We start from the raw sequence: 19,069 nt of genomic DNA on the forward strand, positions 1-19,069 counted from the left end.
TGCCGCCGGAATTGGTGATCATTTCGCTCCGGAATACACATTAGGCGACTTCATAGATTAGACCTCTGTATAACCTGCCATTTTATTGCTGCGTTGCAAACGTTTCCGCGGTGCTCATTTACTGCATGTAAACTTCGCTCCTCAAAACGTTTGTGCCTTGCCCTAAAACAAAATAATCAGGTTATGCAAGAGGTCTATTATTATGAAAATGAAGTCTCAGCTTAAAAGGCCCATTTGTATTTTTGCAAAACAGGCAGGATAAAAGCACAAGAAGGTGTTATAGTTTTAACTCATTTCGGCAAAAAACTTAAAAAGAACATGGAAAAAATTACTATCTATCATAATCCTCGGTGCTCCAAATCAAGACAAGCGTTGGAAATACTGAAAAACAAGGGTTTTGACCCAATTGTTATTGAATATCTGAAAACCCCTCTTGATCTGGAACAATTGAAAATCTTACGGAATCACCTGGCTCTTGAAGACTTGGTGCGCACGAATGAAAATGTGTTTAAAGAATTGGGTCTGTCTCTGGATAATGAGGCACAAGTTTTAGAAGCTATGGTAAAAGAACCTATATTAATGCAACGCCCAATTGTTACATTTAAAGGTAAGTCTGTTATTGGGCGTCCTCCTGAGAAAGTTCTGGAGCTCTTTGATTAATATCTATTGTGCGATAAAAATAAATTCAGCCCATACCATGACCACTCATTGGCATTGTAAAAATAAAAGCATTTGCAACGTTTTAAAGAGAATAGCTTTTTAATTGCGATGCAAATTGCCTTAGCACAGCTAGTCCTGATTCTTCTGCCTGGGTACACCATTTTTGTATTAGGTTAAGAAGATCCTTATTGGATAAGGATGTTTTTAACCATATCTGCTGCAATAGTTCGCGATATTTATGTATAGCTTGCAAGTTATCATGTTGGTTTAGTAATGTTTTTAATCGCAATTGGTCAGATTGAGATAGCTGTTCGTTCTGTTTTTTAAGTAAATGACGCACATTCTTTAAATCTCGATTTTTTATGCGGCATTGCATATCGCGTAGAGTAGGAGATATAACCAGTTTGTAATAATCAGATATCACTTGAAAGCGATTGCCAAGAATGGCTTTTACCGAATTAACATCTATTTGAGATTTATTTTTGTCAATAATCAATTTTGGGGGTAATTTTTTTACTGTGGCAAGTTTTAAAAAAGATAAACAACGTATATAAAACCAACCTAAATCAAACTCCCACCATTTAATGGAAAATTTAGCTGAAGAGGCATAGGTATGATGATTATTATGTAATTCTTCACCGGCAATCAATAAACCCCAAGGAAAAACATTAGTTGAAGAGTCTGGGGATTCATAATTACGATAACCCCAATAATGCCCTATTCCATTGACCACGCCAGCAACAAGAGGTATCCACATCATTTGGATTGCCCAAAGGGTAAGTCCAGGAATTCCAAACAAGAAAAGATTAAGTGCGAGCATTAAAAATATGCCTTTGTTCGCATGGGGAGAGTATAATTTGCGCTCTATCCAGTCGTTGGGGGTACCATAGGAGTACTTTTTAATCATGTCTTTATCTTTAGAGGCTTCTCGATATAACTCTGGAACCTGCCAAAATACTTTTCTTATATTAAATACCTGAGGGCTATGCGGATCCCCTTCCATGTCAGTATTGGCATGATGCTTCCGATGAATGGCTACCCATTCTGCGGTGCTCATCCCGGTCGTTAACCAAAGCCAGAACCGGAAAAAATGACTGACAACAGGATGTAGAGTTAATGCCCGATGTGTTTGATAACGATGCAGGTAAATGGTAACAGCCGTAGTGGTGATGTGAGTCAGGACAAGACCAGTCAAAAGATATCCCCATAAGGTCATATTTAAAAAACCAAACATCATTTCTCCTCTTATGCGCCAATAATTGTATAATTGGTAAAGCGATATGCAAGAATATCTTTTATACTTTAATATAGGTCAAGTATAAACTATTTATTTTTATCTTAATGGCATTTAAAAATTAAAAACTCATTATTTAAGCACTTTTATTAAAAGCCGCCCCGGGTTTTTTTCTTGCATTATTCTGATACCCTGATTTTGGCGGTACATATTTTTGCATTTTGGCTGAGATTAAATCTGAAAAACCTTGCAAGAATTCAAAATCCTTAATTTTAATGCGTTCCAGTTTTTGATTGATTAATTTTTCAATGGACAGCAACTGCTTGATTTCTTCAGTGCTGACCAACGATACAGCCAATCCAAAAGCACCTGCCCGCCCTGTTCGACCAATCCGATGAACGTAATCTTCAGGCACATGAGGCAAGTCAAAATTGACTACACATGAAAGTTTGTCTATGTCTATGCCTCGTGCTGCGATGTCTGTTGCAATTAATGTTTGCACTTTGCCGGATTTAAAATCCTCCAAGGCTTTTGTTCTTTGGGCTTGTGATTTGTTGCCATGAATAGCGACTGAATATATTTGGGATTCTGCCAGTTGCTTAACCAGTTTATTGGCTCCATGTTTTGTGCGTGAAAAAACCAAAGTTTGTCCCCAATTATTCTTATGAAGTAAATGGCTGAGAAGGGCTAACTTATGATTTCTATCTACTGGATAAACAGTTTGTTTTATGGTTTTTACCGCAGTATTTCTCGGTGCAATATCAATTTCAACCGCTTTATTCAGTATGCTTCTGGCTAAAGTACGTACTTCAGGGGTAAAGGTTGCCGAAAAAAGTAAATTTTGCCTTTTTAAAGGTAATAACTTAATAATTTTTTTAATATCATGAATAAAACCCATGTCTAGCATTCTATCCGCTTCGTCCAGTACCAAGGTATCAATCGCATCAAACTTAACAGCATTTTGCTGATACAAATCTAACAATCTTCCTGGTGTCGCAACTAATATTTCAAGGCCTGAGCCTAATTGTTTAATTTGGCTGTGGCTTTTAACTCCCCCATAAATCACAGCTGAGCGCAGAGTTAAGTATTTGCCATATTGGATTATGCTCTCGTGGACTTGAATGGCTAATTCTCGTGTGGGGGTTAAAATGAGTACTTTAACCCGATTCCGGCTGGTTCGGTTTTGCTGACTGGCTTTTTGCAAGATAGGTAAAACAAAGCTTGCTGTTTTTCCTGTGCCTGTTTGCGCGGAGCCCAGTAAATCATGTCCACTTAAAATGAGCGGGATAGCTTTTAATTGAATGCTGGTAGGGTTAGTATAGCCTAATTCACTAACTGCCCTGAGTAGGGGCTCGATCAGTGCTAATTTTTTAAAACTCATTGTTTTCCTTATTGATATCTATTGGTGTTGCGGGCTCTGTGGTTAATCATTCATTATTTTTGTGATGAAAATGAGGGATTAATTAGAGGAGAAAAGTAGGATCCTTGACGTATTTTTTGAAAAAAATCTAGGAATATAAAACATCATTATAACAGCTATTCATAAATGTGTCTTGTTTATTTTGCACAGGCTCAGATTGTTAATTAACAGGTAACATGCTAAGCTCCTCAGTAAATTTAATTCTACGCACAATACTCTTTTATGATCGTTTGATTTTTTACTCTTCTTGCTTTCCTCTAGATCATTGTTCGTTAATATTTTCAGGAGCAATGATGAAACAAAAAAAAATATATGTTGGTAATTTGCCATTTGGAACAACTGAAGAAGGGTTAACCATAAAATTTTCTCAATATGGAAAAATTGAGGAGATGTTCTTAATCAAAGATCGATTAACAGGACAAATGAAAGGATTTGGATTTATAACGTTTTCTTCACAGCATGAAGCGGAGTCTGCGTTAGAAATGAATGGTCAGCCATTTGATGGGCGTTCATTAAAAGTATGCATGGCACAAAAAAAAACCAATTCTGTTTCTCGTAGCCGATGGTAAAATAGAGTATTTACTTAATTCCGATGTTATCGTATCGAGAACTCATCACTACAAATAAATTTTTAATCTACGTTGGCTCAACTTTTTTAGCCCCGAGTGAGCCATTTATTTTCTTGTGTTTTATCTATTCCATATGCAAAAATAACGACCAAAGCATTGGGTGATAAGAGTCAGCATGAAAGCGAAAGGTTTTTTCAATGAGCAAGTTTCTCTGAAGCGAAGCAAAATCACACAGAATTCAGTGTGGATGCTATCGCTTGGCCATATTTTTCTAATAACGCTCAGCAATGTTCTGGTTCAATATCCATTTGACATGATGGGACTTCATACGACCTGGGGGGCGTTCACTTATCCGGCAATTTTTATTTTAACTGATTTGACAACGCGGATAGCAACAGCGAATAAAGCGCGGAAAATTATTATGCTGAGTATGGTTCCTGGGTTAATATTCTCTTATCTCGTTGCAAGCTCTATTGAGGCAGGCAATAATTTGAATGGGGATAGTCTATCGGTTTTGCACCTCATGCCGTTACGCATCGCTCTGGCGTGTTTTATAGCGTACGTTATTGGACAATTGCTGGATGTGACAGTTTTCCAACGCTATAGAAATCAGCCCGCCTGGTGGCTGGCCCCGACTCTGTCGGCCGTTGCAGGTAATTTTATAGATACCGTATTATTTTTTACTATCGCGTTTTATCACTGCTCCGATCCATTTTTAAGTCAAAATTGGCCTGAAATTGCGATGGTCGATGTCTTTTTTAAAATCATCATTAGTTTAATTGCTTTTGTTCCGGTGTATGGTCTGGTTTTAAGTATGCTTGGTGTCAAAAGTGCCAACAAATGAATGGTATAAAGAGAACTTGAGACGATTACAAAATAAGGATTGATTATGCTGACTGGTTTAAAGTTCTTTACAAAAGACCTCAAGGTTTTAAATGGCAAATATATCCAGTTAGAACCTATTGCCAACCAGCATCGTGAGGAGTTGCGAAAGGCAGCAAATCATGAACAAATTTGGCAATACATGCCGCAAAGAGCAACGGGCAATTTATTTAATCCCTGGTTTGATGATTGTCTTGAGAAAATGTCTACAAGGAGCCAAATTACTTATGCCGTACGTTGTAAAAAAGAGGGAGATCTTAAAGGGGCCACCGCATTTTACGATATTCAGCCAGAAAATAAACGGCTGACTTTAGGATATAGTTGGTATATTCCTGAGGTATGGGGAACCACGACAAATCCGGAGTCAAAGTTGCTCATGTTGCATCAGGCTTTTGAAATTTGGGGCATTAATCGAGTAGAAATGGGTACAGATTCCCGCAATATTCATTCCTATCGTGCTATCAAAAAACTGGGCGCAACGGAGGAAGGGGTATTACGTCAGCATATGATCCTTCATAATCAGGTGATAACGGATACTATTGTATTTAGTATTCTTTTCTCCGAGTGGCCAATGGTAAAAGAGCGATTAATGCAGAGATTGAATTATGCCGTAACCGATATAGATCATTTGATTGTTTCTGCTTAGGTATCCTTATAAGCGAAGCAATTTATCATAAAATGATTGTATTTTTCTTTAATTGAGTGAATATTGGTTTCCACCTGCGAGAATGGAGTGCTCAATGTACAACAAAATGTTTAAACCTCTGGATTCTGATCCAATTTTATATTTCAAAATGTACAGTAATTATACCGAGGGGAGGATTGATGATTGTTGTGCATTTATTTTAATGCCAAGTGGGTTACAACGACATTGGGTCTCTTTGCAATCGATTCAATTTGCTTTTAATAAGTGTGGTGACATCCTTGGGATTAGCATTATTTTTTCCGGGAATGAGTGGGATATCCACAAAAAGGTTCGAGAAACAATGGAAGGGATACTGAAACTGAAACTTCAACATGAAAGAGGGGAGGAGCTTTTCGTTTTTGATGAAGAAAAGAAAACACTTCATCTTGGGATAGTGCCTTGTAAGGATTCACGGACGTATATAGAGGATATTATCGCTTTTATTAAGGATAGCTATCGCTTGAAATCCGATTTTGCTGAAGACATCAAATCACAGCTTCTGAACAAGGACTATCTGGCGCAGGAGTTTACTCGTTTGCGCTGGAGGCCTCCGGAGAAGGAATCCCTTTGTCTGGTAATGTAGTTTTAGATTCATTCACTTTTTAAAAATAGAAAAATTAAAATTTCCAGTGAATAATTTCCTCTAATTTTCTATATTAATCAATTTCTCCTATATACTTGGTTTTGTACAATTGTCTCTTGACAATTCCAAGGTTGAAAGCTCAATATTCTTTTTTTAAACTAAAGATCAGGAATTTTATTGTTCAGGAAGAGATGGCTCATTTTGTTATGTGTTCTGTTGAATAATGGCTGTTTCCTGCTCGGGCCAGAATACAGGAAACCACCTGTCAACGTACCGCAAAAATGGCCGCATAACTATTCAATTCAAACTAAGCAAACTGCTTATTTACCAGACCTGTATTGGTGGGAACAATTCAATAGCCAGGAACTCAATGCCTTTATCCAAAAGGCATTACAAAATAATCACCAGATTCACCTTGCTATGGCCAATATTGAATCCGCACAGAGTCAATTGCAGCAAATCCAATTAAATTGGTTGCCTAATCTCACAGCCCTTGCAGGTTACTCTCAGTTCCCCGTTTTGGGTAATCCGGGTACAACCGTAATAGCCTATCCAGCCTACATCATTAATATTTTTCAGCAATATAAGCAACAAAAAAGCGCGCAAGCCATGCTTGAAGCCAGTATTTATGCGCAATATTCTGCCAGACTGGTCGTGATAGCCCAGACTTCAGCCAGCTTTTTTACCTTGGTTGCTCAGAATGAAGCTTTACATTTATACAATAAACTTCTGAAGGACTATCGAACCTATCTCAAACTGACTCAAAGCCAATATCGCTCGGGTTTAATTTCGCTTGACAACATCACTCAAATCAAAAGCCATATCCAACGAATTGAAGCACAAATTCAGGTGGTTCAACATAACATTGTGGTGAGTAAAAATGCCTTGCATTTTTTATTTAATGAAAATCCTGGAGATGTCCAGATTAAAGCTCTCTTTGAAAATATTGATAGTAATCAATTGATACCAGGAAATTTACCGGCCAGCGTACTCAGTATGAGACCTGATATTCATGAGGCAGAAGCCTTGTTAAAAGCAGCGCATGCTGATGTTGGCGCGATAACAGCGAATCTTTTGCCAGGAATTAATTTAGGAGCCTTCCTGGGAGAGGGGTCTAATGTCGATGGCGCCATTAAATTAGGGCAAGCCTATTTAAATGGCCCAATAATTGATTTGCCGCTATTTGCCCAGATTGATGTAAGTAAAGCTCGATATAAGGCAATCTATATCAAATACATTACCACTATCCGTGAAGCGTTGCGCGATGTTGCTAATGACTTGTCTGCCTATTCGGCTTATAGTCAACAGTTAAATAATAATAAATTGGCTTTAAGCGATGAAAAACAGCGATGCCATTTGGTAGAGGTTCGTTATCGTCATGGAATTGATGACTATTTACATTTAATAAAATGCCAAATCCTGTTAGACGAATTTAAGCTGATGATAAACCAGAACAAGCTGGAAAAACTGCTATCCATGGTCACTTTATACCAGGATTTAGGAGGTGGCTATCATGGGCATTGATCAGCAAAAAACAATCCGCACATTGCGATTATCCCTGACGTGTATTTTTCTTTTTCTAATGACCTGGTATTACCAGGTACCAGAAAGCGCATGGACTTTAGTGACCATATGGTTTGTCATGTATGAATATTCCACTGTTGGTGGCGTGCTGACAAAAAGCTTTTTGCGCTTTGCAGGTACAGTTTTAAGTGCTATCTATGGAATGATAGTTGTTTATTTTTGTGCTAATAACCCGTTGATCAACATCATGGCTTTAGTCCCTGGTTTGTTTCTTTACGCCTATTTTTTCATGGGGGGAGATAAGACATACATTGGTACCATTGGGGCTGTCACGCTTACTATTGTATTGTTGAATTACAATGACATAGATACCGCTGTATTGCGGGTGTTCAATGTCATTATCGGCGTTATTGGCTCTATGTTCATGATCCGTTTTTTTTATCCCCAATATGCAAGAGATAAAGTTTTAGAGATTCAATTGAACTTTATTACTCAACTGGCGAATCTTTTAGAAAGCTACCTGAATCCAACCCAGTCTTTGCCTTCTATCCAGACAGAGTATTTAGATTATGAACGCAAGATGCTCGATGGTTTTACTTTATATAACCGTTATATTGGCGAAGCCAAAATAGAAACAAAGAAAGCTCCGTTTTTCATTCCCCATTCCATTGCAGCTATGCAACATTACAGGCGTCTGTTTCGTTTGTTCAGTGTGTTTATTTATTATTTATCCACCGAGGAAATTCGATCAGATCCATGGGTATGTGATCAGTTAGGTAAGCTTCTGAGTAATTTACAGGCTCTGCAACGACAATTGCTGAAACAGGATGAGGAGCCTGAAAGGACAGAAGCTTCTGTTGGAGAGCCAGAAGAAGAAATCGTTATAGAAACACCCAATATTGAAAATAAAATAGCAACAGAAGCCATTGTCAATAATATGCAGAAAGAAATTGCTTTGCTTGATGCTGAAATTAAGGAAATAATATTAATTTATGATGTTTATGATATCAGGTTGAATGAGAGATAATGATTAATCCCAATATCATGGGAAGGGTTAAATGGAAATGAGGATGAAAGAGACACATGAGTGACAAACCCAGAGCTGGATTTCCTGTAATTATTTTATTGTGTGTGTTTTTATTCATTCTGATTTATCATTACTCGTATTTATTTCCCTTTACAAACAATGCATTTGTTGTTGCGAATGTCCGCCCAGTTGCCGCTAATGTAAAAGGTTATATCACCAACATCTATGTCAAGAATGAGCAAGAAGTAAAAAAAGGACAACCATTATTTACAGTATTCAAAGATCCCTACGAACTGGCCTACCAGAAGGCTGTCAGCGATGTTCAAGAGGCAAAAGCCCGATTATTGGTATTCAATAAACAAGTTGAGAAAACGAAATATCTGTTGCAAGCACAAAAAGAACTTTATGAAAAATTTCGCTTTGATTATGAACATAATCATTCGGCCTTGCGCGATCACGCGGTTTCTAAACTGACTGTCAATACGATGTTAAAAGAAAAAAATGCGGCACTAAGCAAATTACATGCATTGGAAAAAGAGTTAGAGGTCAACCAGCAACAAATCATTGTGCAAAAAAAGAAAATTGATTCTTTAATTGCAGTGATGAAAAATGCCAAAATCGATTTAGATGAAACCACAGTGTACGCCAAACAAAATGGGGCAGTTCAGGATATGTTTGTCGCATTGGGAACCCCCATCAAAACCCGAAAACCAGTCTTTGCCATAGCGGATACCGATACCTTGTTTATCCAGGCTAATTTCAACGAAACGGACTTACGAAGAGTTCAGCCAGGGGATAAAGTTTCTATTTTTCCGAGAATGTATTTTGGGTCTAAAATTTATCATGGAGTGATTCTTTCCAGAAACTGGGCTGCCAGCCGCCTGGAAACCCATCGGGCAACGCAGATACAAATTGTTCGCAATAGCGAAAGCAACTGGTTTTTACTGCCTCAGCGCTTGCCGGTACAAATTCAAATAACAGATTATGACCCGGTGCATTACCCATTAAGTATAGGCGCTAGTGCCTATGTGTATATCCATACGCATTGAAATCATGGAATGAATTAGAATAAAGAGTGCAATATATTCTGTTTCTTTCTGTTTCCAGTGTTAATTTTTAGCTGGTAATTTGACTGTGAGCATTTTTTAGACTAACTTCACTTTAATAAACTGAGCAAAAATTGATCAAAATGTGAATTTCATAGTTGCATGACAAGGAGGTCATATGAAAATTCCATTTGCAGGGAAATGGCGTGCGACCATTACCAAACGTGAGGCTGGTTTTAGTCAACGTGTCGTGGTTGGAGGCGCAACCAGCGGGAATGGCAGTTACAATGGTGTTGTTGGAAACAGCTTTGTTTTTGAAGACGGTTGGGTTGAACTCCAGTGGAATAACAACGCAGGCTCAGGCTGGCAGGAAAGCGCTGTCATCAGTTCTGTAGGAATGACGAGCCCGTTGGTTGTTGTAAAATTTGTTTCAGCCGATGACAATTTTCCAAATCAACGAGACGGCGATTACGATGATTTGCAAGTCCGTTTTGAACATCTTGATGCTCCTTTTGAAGTAACACAAAGACCTTATGCTCTTGATAGAGGCGCCCTTGCCATGTTTCCTGACGGCATTTTTGATGCGAGCCAGGGGATTCAATACATGGGAGTGCGAATTAAAAACACCTGGTTTTTTGATTGGCAAAGTAATTTTCCAGCGACAGGGATGAAAATTGGTATTGCACCTGCGAGTCGTTCAGCATTGTCTGCTGCTGGTACTGTAGTGATTGATAGTTGGACACCACAGGAACAAGAAAGTTTGGGACAAATCATGGATGGTGGTTTTGTGAGAGTCCCCGATCTAAAAATCAATGAGGAAACAACAATTTACTTCAAGCTGGATGTCAGTAATGCCAATCCATCCAAACCTGCAATCGGTTTTGTGGCTCAACGTGATGCCTATGATTCACGCTATGATGAACCAACACGAATAGTTAATAAAAAAATTTTCATCAGTCGTTCCAGTTATGATTCTGCAACCAGGGAATTGATAACCGCGATTCCCGAAGGTACTTTGCACCTGAAACTTAACAAAATTGCCATTGATCGCAAAGGAGCTACAAAAGCAGCTCAGGAATTGAAGAAATGTCTTAAACAGCATGGAGGGGGCATAAAAGCGATGTCGAAATGGCTGCATAAGCTAAGCCGTGGTTTTTGGCAAAACAGTAAAGACAAGGAACGTTGGTGCAAGGAGCAAGGTAATGATGTGTTACGTAAGCTTTTAAAACAGCTTTTAGATGGAAAAGACATCGATATTTGTCATCTTAAGGCGATTTTGGATCAATGTTGTGAGCACCCGAACGGAGATTGTGAGTGTTGCCCTTGTAGTGATGGAGATGGCAGGCCGGGAGGTTGGGATGATGGAACTGGAGTTGATGGCTGGTGCCGAGTGAAACCTGTATTCTGGTTACCGCTGGATTTTGAATATAAGGTAGTCCCTAACCCGGCTTACATTGGTCAGTTTGGTCCTCTTGCTTTCGAAGATCCCTGGTGGAAAGTAGTCTTAATCATCTTGGCGATTATACTGGCTATCGCTTCAGTCATTTATGATTATGTTTATGCTTCAGAAGATAACCAATACATTATTGGGCAGGTTGTCCGTAATGGGGATGCTCCAACCAATCTGGTTGATGCGGCAGTAAGCAATCTCAATGGCTCACGAGGGGTTGATCTGGGACAACTGGATGCTCAGGGTAATGATATTAACAACGGCAGCCCAATCACCACATTAGACAGTATTATACAGCTTGATCGCACAGCAGCAGGGAGTTATTTTGGCACACTTGACCCTGTTTTGGGTAACGTCGTCTGGAAATCAGGAGCTACCAGTGCCACAACCAGAGGATTTATCAGTACTCTGGGAACGTCCGTCAGCATACCCTATGATGAGCATGATACGCTTTCAGGTACCGTTACTTACACTAACGAAGTGGTTATAAGCGAGCTTGCTGCGGTTCCACAAACACTCTCCGATCCTGGTGACTCGGGATCGCTATGGGTTGATCTGGCAACAGCGCGTCCAGTTGCCTTAAATTACGGCAGCCCAACAGACTCCAGTGATAATCGGGCTTTTGCTAATCCGATACGCTCTGTGATTGACGTGCTTAACTTACGGTTTTAATGACAAGGAAGTACGAAAATGAAAAGGGAATTTTTTCAAAAACTCGACAAGATTCTTGATATTGCTTCCGAACATAAGCAAATGTTGTTGCAATATCCTGATGTGGTCATGGTTGGTGTTGGGCCTGAGCGTCGCAAGGGAAAAATTACAGGGGAGCCTGCGATCATTGTTACGGTACGCAAAAAGCGCTCGTCTAATGAATTAAAGAAACGGGGAGAGAAGCCCTTACCTCAGACCATTAAGGGAATTCCTATTGATGTGATTGAGTTGGGCAAAGCCGTGGAAGCTCCCGAAATTATCGCGGTTCAGGAAAAAGCAAAAAAAACGATTAGCAAAATTCGGGGAAAATGGTTACAAACGCCTAACATTACAGCAATAGGCTATGGTTACAAAGAAAAAGGAGGTGAAATCGATTTTAATACCATTGCCATCCAATTTTTTGTCAAAAAGAAACTTCCCATGACTGATCTGCAAAACCAGCAAATAACTCCCATTCCTGAAAAAATTAATGGGGTGAGTACGGATGTCATTCAATTATCTCCCGTCCGCCCGGCTGCGGCTTCCGGTTCCAGAGGAGATCGCCATGATCCGCTTAAAGGAGGTATTGCGATTGGAGTAGGAAGCAAGCCATTTCATTACGGCACTTATGGCGCCACAGTATTTGATCGAACCACTGGTGAACGACTCTTTCTTAGCAATCAACATGTTCTTGATGCCTCTCCTGGAACGGATACTATACAGCCTTCACCAGTTTTATTGGACGATTCAGTGGAAGTAGGGTTTCAATTGGATGTTTGCTTACCTATCCATTTTATCAGACTGGATACCCCAAATACTACTGTTGGCACTGTGCTGGCTGGGGCTGCTGTAGCAGCAGCTGTTGCCGCTGCTTTAAGCGATGAGATTGATCCGACAAGGCGAGGCCAGGAAGCGACAATGCCTCCTGCAGGATCTAAAACCTTATTTGAAGCCCAAAAAGTTAAAATGGATTATCCTGAATTACCTATTCCAGGAACGCCGTTTAAAGTCAAGACAGCATGGGATTATGAGCGTTACACTGATGCGGGTATTAAAACATTCAGTGTCAGTGAAGAAAAAAAGAATCCTCATGTTTTGCGTGATAAATTATTAATTACGGACAAAAAACTTTATCACCCTGGAGATACTATTCGTATTTTTGGTTTAATCTTGCCGGAAGAATGTGCTCCTGCATCACAGTCCAGGGACGATCGCCAACCCATTACCCCTAGGGAATTAGACGATATAACCCATTATCCTAATGTGGCTTCAAGTATCAATCTTGACCTGGTAGCCACAATGGACTCTAACAACGCCTCCTCGCCAGCGCGTCGCGCGAATACAATGGCTGCTGTCATTAACCCCAAACGGTGCCGTTGTGATCGTTATCATCCTGTTGCCATTCTTACACCAACGACGGAGGACCGTGCTTTTCCAGTTGTTCTGCGTGAGCCAGTCTTTGCGCAAAAAAACCAGACTTTTCAGGATTTGCTAACCATAGTGAAACAACGAGATGATGAAAAGCTGCTGGAGAGGGTGTTTATTCTGGTTCGTTATGGTTGTATATATACCGGCACATTACGTGTGAACAATATTCCAGCTGGCCCATGGAAACATTTTTTCTATGTTCAAACAGTGAACACCGCAACAAGTGATATGAAGCCGCTGCTGGCAGCGCAAATTATTGGCGGTTTACCTGTTTCCCAAAATGCCAAAGCGGACTTGGATATAGCCTGTGGTCCACTAACCTGGGAAGATGGTGAGTTTGATATTGAGTTGATATAGAGTGTACTGCAGGGCTGATTCATTTTAGCTAATAGCCATGGAATAAGGTGAGTTGTATTGATAAGTAATGCCTTAAAATCAAATTATTTTCATCAGCTATAAAATAGTGGTATGCTTTTGCGGCCAAAATGGTACGAAGACTATTAAGTCACATTAGATACGTTTTATTTTGAAAGGAATACTCTATGTTTGGTTTTTTTAGTGATTACAAACAATACATCACTCTGAGAAATTTTGCTGTCGTTTATAACGGGCTTACAGGCTTGGCAGTATTGTATAGCTTATGGAGTAATCCTGAGGCTGATCCCTCCGAATACGTCATTGATATCTCGATTCACGCATTGACTGCTATTACTTTAATGTGTAAACAAGCCCCCGAATCTGTTAAAGCAGTTGCTATGGCATTAAATACATATAGGGGATTTGATGCTTTGTTTAAGGCTATCACCTCGCTTCCTTCAACAATTCCGGGTATCGCCAATGCTGTTGATGTCCTTAATCACCGTTTTAATTTCAAGGAGCTTGAAAAACTTGGCAATGAGGAAGAAGTGGAGCCCAGGTCAGCAGTTCAGCATACCATGTAAAGTCTGGATCGTCTTTTCCGGTAGAAGATGGATTTATCAGCCATTTTCTATCGGGTTCTCTTACGCCAATTTCATGCTAAATAGGGTGTGTTGACAATTGGCTCCCAACGCCTACGTGCCGCGACTTGTTCGCGGCATCCATGAGCTCTAATCAGCTGCAGATTTCTTCATAAAGATCGCGCCATTCTGGATTTAACTCTTCAATTAAATTTAACTTCCACTGTCTGCACCAATTTTTGAAACGTTTCTCACGACGAGCAGCTTCTATGTACGTTTCATGCACTTCATAATAGACCAAGATATGTACATTATACCGTGCTGAAAACCCTGGAATCACTTTATTTTTGTGCTCCCAGACCCGCTTAATTAAATCAGATGTTGAGCCAACATATAGGGTGCCATTGCGCTTACTTGCCATAATATAGGCATAAAATGATTTCATTTTTCTTCCTTGTTATCGAGTTTTGGACTCGGTTCGATAATATCATTCAAATTATGTGGGTTACATAGGAAGCCAAATATATGAGCATGCCATTGCTAGCGTTGAAGCATAATTCCGTTTTAACTTATCGTACCTTGTTGCAATAGCACGAAACTGTTTAAGTCTGGCAAATATATTTTCAACCAGGTGACGATATTTATATAAACCCCAATCAACTTCAGCTATTCGAAGGACTGATTTCAAATTGACCGTCTCTTGGATGCCGCGAACAAGTCGCGGCACGTAGGCGTTGGGAGCCAATTGTCAACACGCCCTAGTTTATTGGCCGTAATCCACCAGAAAATTTTTCACAGCTAACCAATCAATATAAGCTTTCTTTTTATCCGATGGGTTGCGTAAAAGATAGGCAGGGTGATAGCTTACGATGAAAGGAGTATTGTCATAGTAGTGAATACAATTACGCAGCTGCTTCAGAGGCAGTGGTTTATCAAGTAAAAATTGTCCGGCGAAACGCCCTAAGGCAAGGATTAAGTGTGGTTTAATGAGTTTAATTTGGCGGGTCAGGAATGAACTGCATTCAGAAATTTCCTCAAGCGCTGGATCACGATTATTAGGAGGCCGGCATTTCAAGACATTGGCAATGTAGACGTCATTCTCTGTCATTTCAATACTACGTATCATCTTGTTTAATAAAAAGCCAGCCTTCCCCACAAAAGGTTGCCCTTTCTGGTCCTCATAAAAACCAGGCGCTTCACCGATAATCATCAGTTTTGCTTTTGGGTTTCCACGAGAAAAAACAGTTTGGGTACGTGTTTTATGCAGAGAACAACGTACACAGGATGCCACCTCATCCGCTAAAGCTGCTAAATGCTTTTCACAAGAAGGAGTTGATTTACGCATCACCCAGACTTCAATTCCCATAGTCTGTAGATAGTAATTGTTCAATACATCTGACATAAAAAACTCATGATATTAATAAAATCCGGATTATAGATTAGACTTAAACTTTTAAACGCAGGACTTCTGAATAATTTCCACAACGAGAAATCAAACAGTGATGTCAAAGTTATTTAAAAGTCGTATAACTAATCTATTGTATCAGTCCTATTTTAAAGAAAGAAACTTAAAAAAACATCATAAACTCACTACCTAATAAAAAATAGAGGATTGGAGTTATGAAGAATATTGAACGGAGACTGGAAAGAATATGAAAGGCCAAAAGGATTTGAAACCAATAGATGTTAAGCAAGTGATTGCCTGGGCATTCTACGATTTTGCCAATTCTTCCTATTTTGTGGTGATATTTACATTTGTCTTTGCAACCTATTTTACAAGTCACATTGCCCCTAATCCTATCCTGGGAACGGAATTGTGGGGTTATACGATTTCGCTTTCTGCTTTGCTCATTGCCCTGGTGAGTCCTATCGTTGGGGCAATAGCTGATTTTAGTGGGCATCATAAATCCTGGCTATTCTTTTTTACTTATTTGGGGGTTATTTCAACAGCTTGTTTGTGGTTTGCCTATCCTGACAGTCATTCCATTCCTTTGGTTTTAACTTGTATTTTGATTAGCAATTTTGCCTTGGAAGTGGGAACCGTATTTTATAATTCTTTTTTGGCCAATTTGGCTCCATCAAACTATCTTGGCCGGATTTCTGGCTGGGCCTGGGGGTGTGGTTATCTGGGAGGATTGTTGTGCCTGATTATATCCTTATTTGTTTTTGTGAAAGGGGATTTTGGTGGATTGTGGTTTGGGGCAGAGAATTTTGCCAATATTCGTGCCGTCACTGTATTTGTGGCTTTATGGATTAGTTTGTTTAGCTTGCCTTTGTTTTTTATAGTGCAACAAAAAACAGGGGAGTATTTGGCAGTGGGTGCTGCGATTAGGAAAGGTCTGCAAGAATTGTGGTTAACAATAAAAAGTCTGCCTAAACAACGTAATCTTTTCTTATTTTTAATAGCCAGAATTTTTTATATTGATGGGTTGAACTCTATATTGGCACTAGGCGGTATTTATGCGGCTGGCAACTTTCACTTAAGTGTCAGCGATATTATGATGTTTGGGATTATTTTAAATATTACTGCAGGCCTTGGCGCAGGATTATTCGCCTGGTTTGATGATTGGATTGGATCTAAAAAAACTATTCTGATTGCTTTAGGGTGCCTGATACTCACTTTTTGTTTTCTGTTAATTATCCACTCAAGTACGTTATTTTGGGTTTTTGCGCCGGTGTTTGGTATTTTTGTTGGTCCTGTCCAGGCTGCCAGCCGTACTTTTTTGGCACGTTTGGCAAAACCCGAAGAGATGACGCGAATGTATGGTTTTTACTCTTTTTCTGGTAAAGCAACCAGTTTTTTAGGGCCTTTCCTGGTTAGTACAATCACTGCTTTAGCTGACAGTCAGCGTTTGGGGATGGCTGTTCTTATTCCTTTTTTTATCATCGGAGGCGGACTATTATTATTGGTTCATGAAAATGAATAAGAAAAATTCCGGTAAGGCTGATTTTCCCTGTTTTGAAGTTCAGTATGAGTTTGAAAGACAGGGGGAAAAGTTATCTTCTTTGTTTTTACAAGTTATTTCTTATGATAAACTTTGTTCTAATATGAAAATTATTATATCTCTATTATTTGCTTTCATTAGCGCCTGCGGGCATGCGTTTTCTTGCCATGATCCACAAACCATCATTCAAAAACCCATCCAGTTTGATAAAAAACGGATTGCCTTAACCCGGGAATATCAGCTTACTCATTATGGCATTGATTCCAAGTCGATAGAAATTGAGCCTCAAATGATTGTATTGCATTGGACTTGCATACCAAGCCTCGATACGACTTTCCGCATATTTGATCCCCCCGCTTTACCCAGCAGTTCGCCAAGACGAAATGAATTGCCCGGGGATTTAAATGTTTCAAGCCATTTTTTAGTCGACAGGGATGGAACTATTTATCAACTGATGCCAGAAACATGGATGGCAAGGCATGTGATTGGCTTGAATCATTACGCGATTGGTATTGAGAATATTGGCGGTGTTGATAGTAAAGACGATTTGACTGAGGAGCAAGCCAAGGCAAATGCCTTTCTTGTGTGCTATCTCAAGGAAAAATACCCGCAAATAAAACATGTTATCGGCCATAATGAATATTTGCAGTATAAAGGAACGGCTTTATGGTTAGAGAAGGATCCAAATTATCAAACCGATAAAACGGATCCTGGGCCAACTTTCGTTAAAAAAGTAAAACAATTAATTGCTGCGTCATAAATAAGGGCATAGATTTCTATGCGAGTCATGTATGTTGGAGCTTATATTCAGCCTTTAATTTTTACTTTTGGATTGCCCTATTGTTTTTAAATAAAAATCGGGTTTTGGGTAGTGTTGGTATTCAAACGTTGTAAACATTCCTGCGTTTAAATGATACAAATTATGGCAGTGGTTAGCCCAGATGCCAGGATTTAGCGCATCAAACTGTACTTTCACTGTCGAATGTGGTTGGACTAACAGGGTATCGCGCATGGCTCCATCCAATGGCTGACCATCAATTTCAGTTACTTGAAAGACATGACCATGGAAATGCATGGGGTGAGACATAGAGGATTTATTTTCATAGATCATTTCAACACGATCGCCGAAATGGATTACTTTTGGCGTGACATCTGGCCAGCTTTGCTTGTTCATGGTCCAAATATAACCATTCATCTTGCCATCAAGCACATAGTGCAAACGAGCATTTATTTTTTTATTGGTTAAAGCATTTTTTCCTTTTAGTTTTTTTTCTAACTCATAGTAGTTGACACGTCCCGTTTTATTCGTGGTATTGGGAGATAGTATCGGGGTAGGTGTGTTATCTGTTTTTAGAATTAGACCGGTTTGTTTGTTTGTTCCTTCTGCCATGGCTTTAACAGGGAATGCCCCGCCTGCAGTAGGAATCTCAACAAGCAAATCCATACGATTACCAACGCCAATAGGGAAAGAACTATCTACAATCGACTCAATGTTTTCACCATCAACAGCAATCAAAGTGGCTGATAGTTTCCCGGTATCAATTTTAAAATTGGTGGAGGAAGACGCATTGATGATTCGTAACCTTACTTTTTTAGAGGGTTGAACTGAAATTACATCAGGTGCTGCCAATGTTTTTTTGTTGGCGAGAAACGCATCATAGGTCACGTCATTCAAATCGTTACCAGCATCCATTTTCTTCATGTCCATTTTAGCGGTTCTTAACTGGTCAAATATTAACTGGGGATCCTTGTAAGTAAAGTCCTCTAAAAACAGGATGACTTCTTGTAAGTCTTTATACGGATCATCATTATCAGAAATAATCAAAGGGGCAGAAAGTTGCTTTTGCTCTTGAAATTTTTGATGAGAGTGCATCCAATAGGTTCCGGCTTGCAATAACCGGTAGTTAAATAATTTATTTCGCCCTGGTTGAATCAGGATTTGACTCATATATGGACCCCGCCCGGTTTTGCAACAGATAAATTCAGAT

At 39.4% G+C, this 19,069-nt stretch carries 19 protein-coding genes; 13 read left to right on the top strand and 6 right to left on the bottom strand.

The window, feature by feature from the left end; genetic code table 11:
• Positions 1-318: 318 nt before the first annotated feature.
• The gene (arsC, locus tag CC34_RS0109470) at positions 319-660 is read left to right on the top strand and encodes an arsenate reductase (glutaredoxin) (RefSeq protein WP_027227918.1); all 342 of its coding nucleotides are present in this window, start codon (positions 319-321) and stop codon (positions 658-660) included.
• An 82-nt stretch (positions 661-742) separates the two neighbouring features.
• Here the strand turns inward: arsC and CC34_RS0109475 are convergent, their stop codons facing one another.
• Positions 743-1,897, bottom strand: a complete 1,155-nt coding sequence (locus CC34_RS0109475; RefSeq protein ID WP_027227917.1) for a DesA family fatty acid desaturase — start codon at positions 1,895-1,897, stop codon at positions 743-745.
• 133 nt (positions 1,898-2,030) lie between these two features.
• Positions 2,031-3,275 carry a DEAD/DEAH box helicase gene (locus tag CC34_RS0109480; protein ID WP_027227916.1) on the bottom strand — a complete coding sequence of 415 codons (1,245 nt, stop codon included), beginning with the start codon at positions 3,273-3,275 and terminating at the stop codon, positions 2,031-2,033.
• A 332-nt stretch (positions 3,276-3,607) separates the two neighbouring features.
• Between CC34_RS0109480 and CC34_RS0109485 the strand changes: the two genes are divergently transcribed.
• The 10 genes from CC34_RS0109485 to CC34_RS0109530 all read left to right on the top strand — a co-directional run bounded on the left by CC34_RS0109485 (position 3,608) and on the right by CC34_RS0109530 (position 14,139).
• Positions 3,608-3,883 (top strand): RNA recognition motif domain-containing protein, encoded by a 276-nt coding sequence (locus CC34_RS0109485; RefSeq protein WP_027223363.1) that lies wholly within the window; start codon positions 3,608-3,610, stop codon positions 3,881-3,883.
• 175 nt (positions 3,884-4,058) lie between these two features.
• Entirely contained in the window at positions 4,059-4,727 is a 669-nt protein-coding gene (locus tag CC34_RS0109490) for a 7-cyano-7-deazaguanine/7-aminomethyl-7-deazaguanine transporter (RefSeq protein ID WP_028379452.1), read from the top strand.
• 45 nt (positions 4,728-4,772) lie between these two features.
• Entirely contained in the window at positions 4,773-5,411 is a 639-nt protein-coding gene (locus CC34_RS0109495) for a GNAT family N-acetyltransferase (RefSeq protein WP_028379453.1), read from the top strand.
• 94 nt (positions 5,412-5,505) lie between these two features.
• On the top strand, positions 5,506-6,033 hold the full coding sequence (locus CC34_RS0109500) for a host-prenylated T4SS effector PelA (RefSeq protein ID WP_028379454.1): 528 nt from the start codon (positions 5,506-5,508) through the stop codon (positions 6,031-6,033).
• Between the two features lie 177 nt (positions 6,034-6,210).
• Complete coding sequence (locus tag CC34_RS0109505; RefSeq protein WP_028379455.1) at positions 6,211-7,557, top strand: efflux transporter outer membrane subunit; 1,347 nt, start codon at positions 6,211-6,213, stop codon at positions 7,555-7,557.
• The gene (locus CC34_RS0109510) at positions 7,547-8,584 is read left to right on the top strand and encodes an FUSC family protein (RefSeq protein ID WP_027227910.1); all 1,038 of its coding nucleotides are present in this window, start codon (positions 7,547-7,549) and stop codon (positions 8,582-8,584) included. The genes CC34_RS0109505 and CC34_RS0109510 overlap by 11 nt, the downstream gene beginning before the upstream one ends.
• Before the next feature lie 56 nt (positions 8,585-8,640).
• Complete coding sequence (locus CC34_RS0109515; protein WP_028379456.1) at positions 8,641-9,633, top strand: Lpg0257 family Dot/Icm type IV secretion system effector; 993 nt, start codon at positions 8,641-8,643, stop codon at positions 9,631-9,633.
• Between the two features lie 175 nt (positions 9,634-9,808).
• Positions 9,809-11,752: a chymotrypsin family serine protease gene (locus CC34_RS0109520; protein WP_028379457.1), complete on the top strand. Its 1,944-nt coding sequence runs from the start codon at positions 9,809-9,811 to the stop codon at positions 11,750-11,752.
• Positions 11,753-11,770: 18 nt separating this feature from the next.
• Complete coding sequence (locus CC34_RS0109525; protein ID WP_027227907.1) at positions 11,771-13,555, top strand: hypothetical protein; 1,785 nt, start codon at positions 11,771-11,773, stop codon at positions 13,553-13,555.
• Positions 13,556-13,740: 185 nt separating this feature from the next.
• Positions 13,741-14,139: a lpg0260 family Dot/Icm T4SS effector gene (locus tag CC34_RS0109530; RefSeq protein ID WP_027227906.1), complete on the top strand. Its 399-nt coding sequence runs from the start codon at positions 13,741-13,743 to the stop codon at positions 14,137-14,139.
• 151 nt (positions 14,140-14,290) lie between these two features.
• Here the strand turns inward: CC34_RS0109530 and CC34_RS0109535 are convergent, their stop codons facing one another.
• From CC34_RS0109535 to CC34_RS0109540, 3 genes are read right to left on the bottom strand one after another with little or no spacing between them, the layout of a single operon-like run.
• Positions 14,291-14,581 carry a GIY-YIG nuclease family protein gene (locus CC34_RS0109535; RefSeq protein WP_010946237.1) on the bottom strand — a complete coding sequence of 97 codons (291 nt, stop codon included), beginning with the start codon at positions 14,579-14,581 and terminating at the stop codon, positions 14,291-14,293.
• Between the two features lie 60 nt (positions 14,582-14,641).
• Entirely contained in the window at positions 14,642-14,842 is a 201-nt protein-coding gene (locus CC34_RS1000000117060) for a transposase (RefSeq protein ID WP_371904297.1), read from the bottom strand.
• A 57-nt stretch (positions 14,843-14,899) separates the two neighbouring features.
• Positions 14,900-15,538: a uracil-DNA glycosylase gene (locus tag CC34_RS0109540; protein WP_027227905.1), complete on the bottom strand. Its 639-nt coding sequence runs from the start codon at positions 15,536-15,538 to the stop codon at positions 14,900-14,902.
• A 250-nt stretch (positions 15,539-15,788) separates the two neighbouring features.
• Between CC34_RS0109540 and CC34_RS0109545 the strand changes: the two genes are divergently transcribed.
• Both CC34_RS0109545 and CC34_RS0109550 read left to right on the top strand, forming a co-directional pair.
• A complete protein-coding gene (locus CC34_RS0109545) occupies positions 15,789-17,063 on the top strand; it encodes an MFS transporter (protein WP_027227904.1) in 1,275 nt (424 codons plus the stop codon).
• Positions 17,064-17,184: 121 nt separating this feature from the next.
• Positions 17,185-17,841, top strand: coding sequence for an N-acetylmuramoyl-L-alanine amidase (locus CC34_RS0109550; protein ID WP_027227903.1), 657 nt, complete (start codon positions 17,185-17,187; stop codon positions 17,839-17,841).
• A gap of 54 nt (positions 17,842-17,895) precedes the next feature.
• Here the strand turns inward: CC34_RS0109550 and CC34_RS01000000116360 are convergent.
• Positions 17,896-19,069 (bottom strand): multicopper oxidase family protein (locus tag CC34_RS01000000116360; RefSeq protein ID WP_050598218.1); only part of this gene is annotated, 1,174 nt, incomplete at its 5' end.

This window comes from Legionella pneumophila subsp. fraseri, from assembly GCF_000586315.1.
Classification (GTDB): domain Bacteria; phylum Pseudomonadota; class Gammaproteobacteria; order Legionellales; family Legionellaceae; genus Legionella; species Legionella pneumophila_B.

Coding starts and splice junctions, on each gene's coding strand:
- CC34_RS0109510 (WP_027227910.1), top strand. CDS start 7,547: ATGGGCATTGATCAGCAAAAAACAATCCGCACATTGCGATTATCCCTG.
- CC34_RS0109495 (WP_028379453.1), top strand. CDS start 4,773: ATGCTGACTGGTTTAAAGTTCTTTACAAAAGACCTCAAGGTTTTAAAT.
- CC34_RS0109480 (WP_027227916.1), bottom strand. CDS start 3,275: ATGAGTTTTAAAAAATTAGCACTGATCGAGCCCCTACTCAGGGCAGTT.
- CC34_RS0109545 (WP_027227904.1), top strand. CDS start 15,789: ATGAAAGGCCAAAAGGATTTGAAACCAATAGATGTTAAGCAAGTGATT.
- CC34_RS0109515 (WP_028379456.1), top strand. CDS start 8,641: ATGAGTGACAAACCCAGAGCTGGATTTCCTGTAATTATTTTATTGTGT.
- CC34_RS0109535 (WP_010946237.1), bottom strand. CDS start 14,581: ATGAAATCATTTTATGCCTATATTATGGCAAGTAAGCGCAATGGCACC.
- CC34_RS0109500 (WP_028379454.1), top strand. CDS start 5,506: ATGTACAACAAAATGTTTAAACCTCTGGATTCTGATCCAATTTTATAT.
- arsC (WP_027227918.1), top strand. CDS start 319: ATGGAAAAAATTACTATCTATCATAATCCTCGGTGCTCCAAATCAAGA.
- CC34_RS0109530 (WP_027227906.1), top strand. CDS start 13,741: ATGTTTGGTTTTTTTAGTGATTACAAACAATACATCACTCTGAGAAAT.
- CC34_RS0109475 (WP_027227917.1), bottom strand. CDS start 1,897: ATGATGTTTGGTTTTTTAAATATGACCTTATGGGGATATCTTTTGACT.
- CC34_RS0109490 (WP_028379452.1), top strand. CDS start 4,059: ATGAAAGCGAAAGGTTTTTTCAATGAGCAAGTTTCTCTGAAGCGAAGC.
- CC34_RS0109525 (WP_027227907.1), top strand. CDS start 11,771: ATGAAAAGGGAATTTTTTCAAAAACTCGACAAGATTCTTGATATTGCT.
- CC34_RS0109485 (WP_027223363.1), top strand. CDS start 3,608: ATGAAACAAAAAAAAATATATGTTGGTAATTTGCCATTTGGAACAACT.
- CC34_RS0109550 (WP_027227903.1), top strand. CDS start 17,185: ATGAAAATTATTATATCTCTATTATTTGCTTTCATTAGCGCCTGCGGG.
- CC34_RS0109520 (WP_028379457.1), top strand. CDS start 9,809: ATGAAAATTCCATTTGCAGGGAAATGGCGTGCGACCATTACCAAACGT.
- CC34_RS0109540 (WP_027227905.1), bottom strand. CDS start 15,538: ATGTCAGATGTATTGAACAATTACTATCTACAGACTATGGGAATTGAA.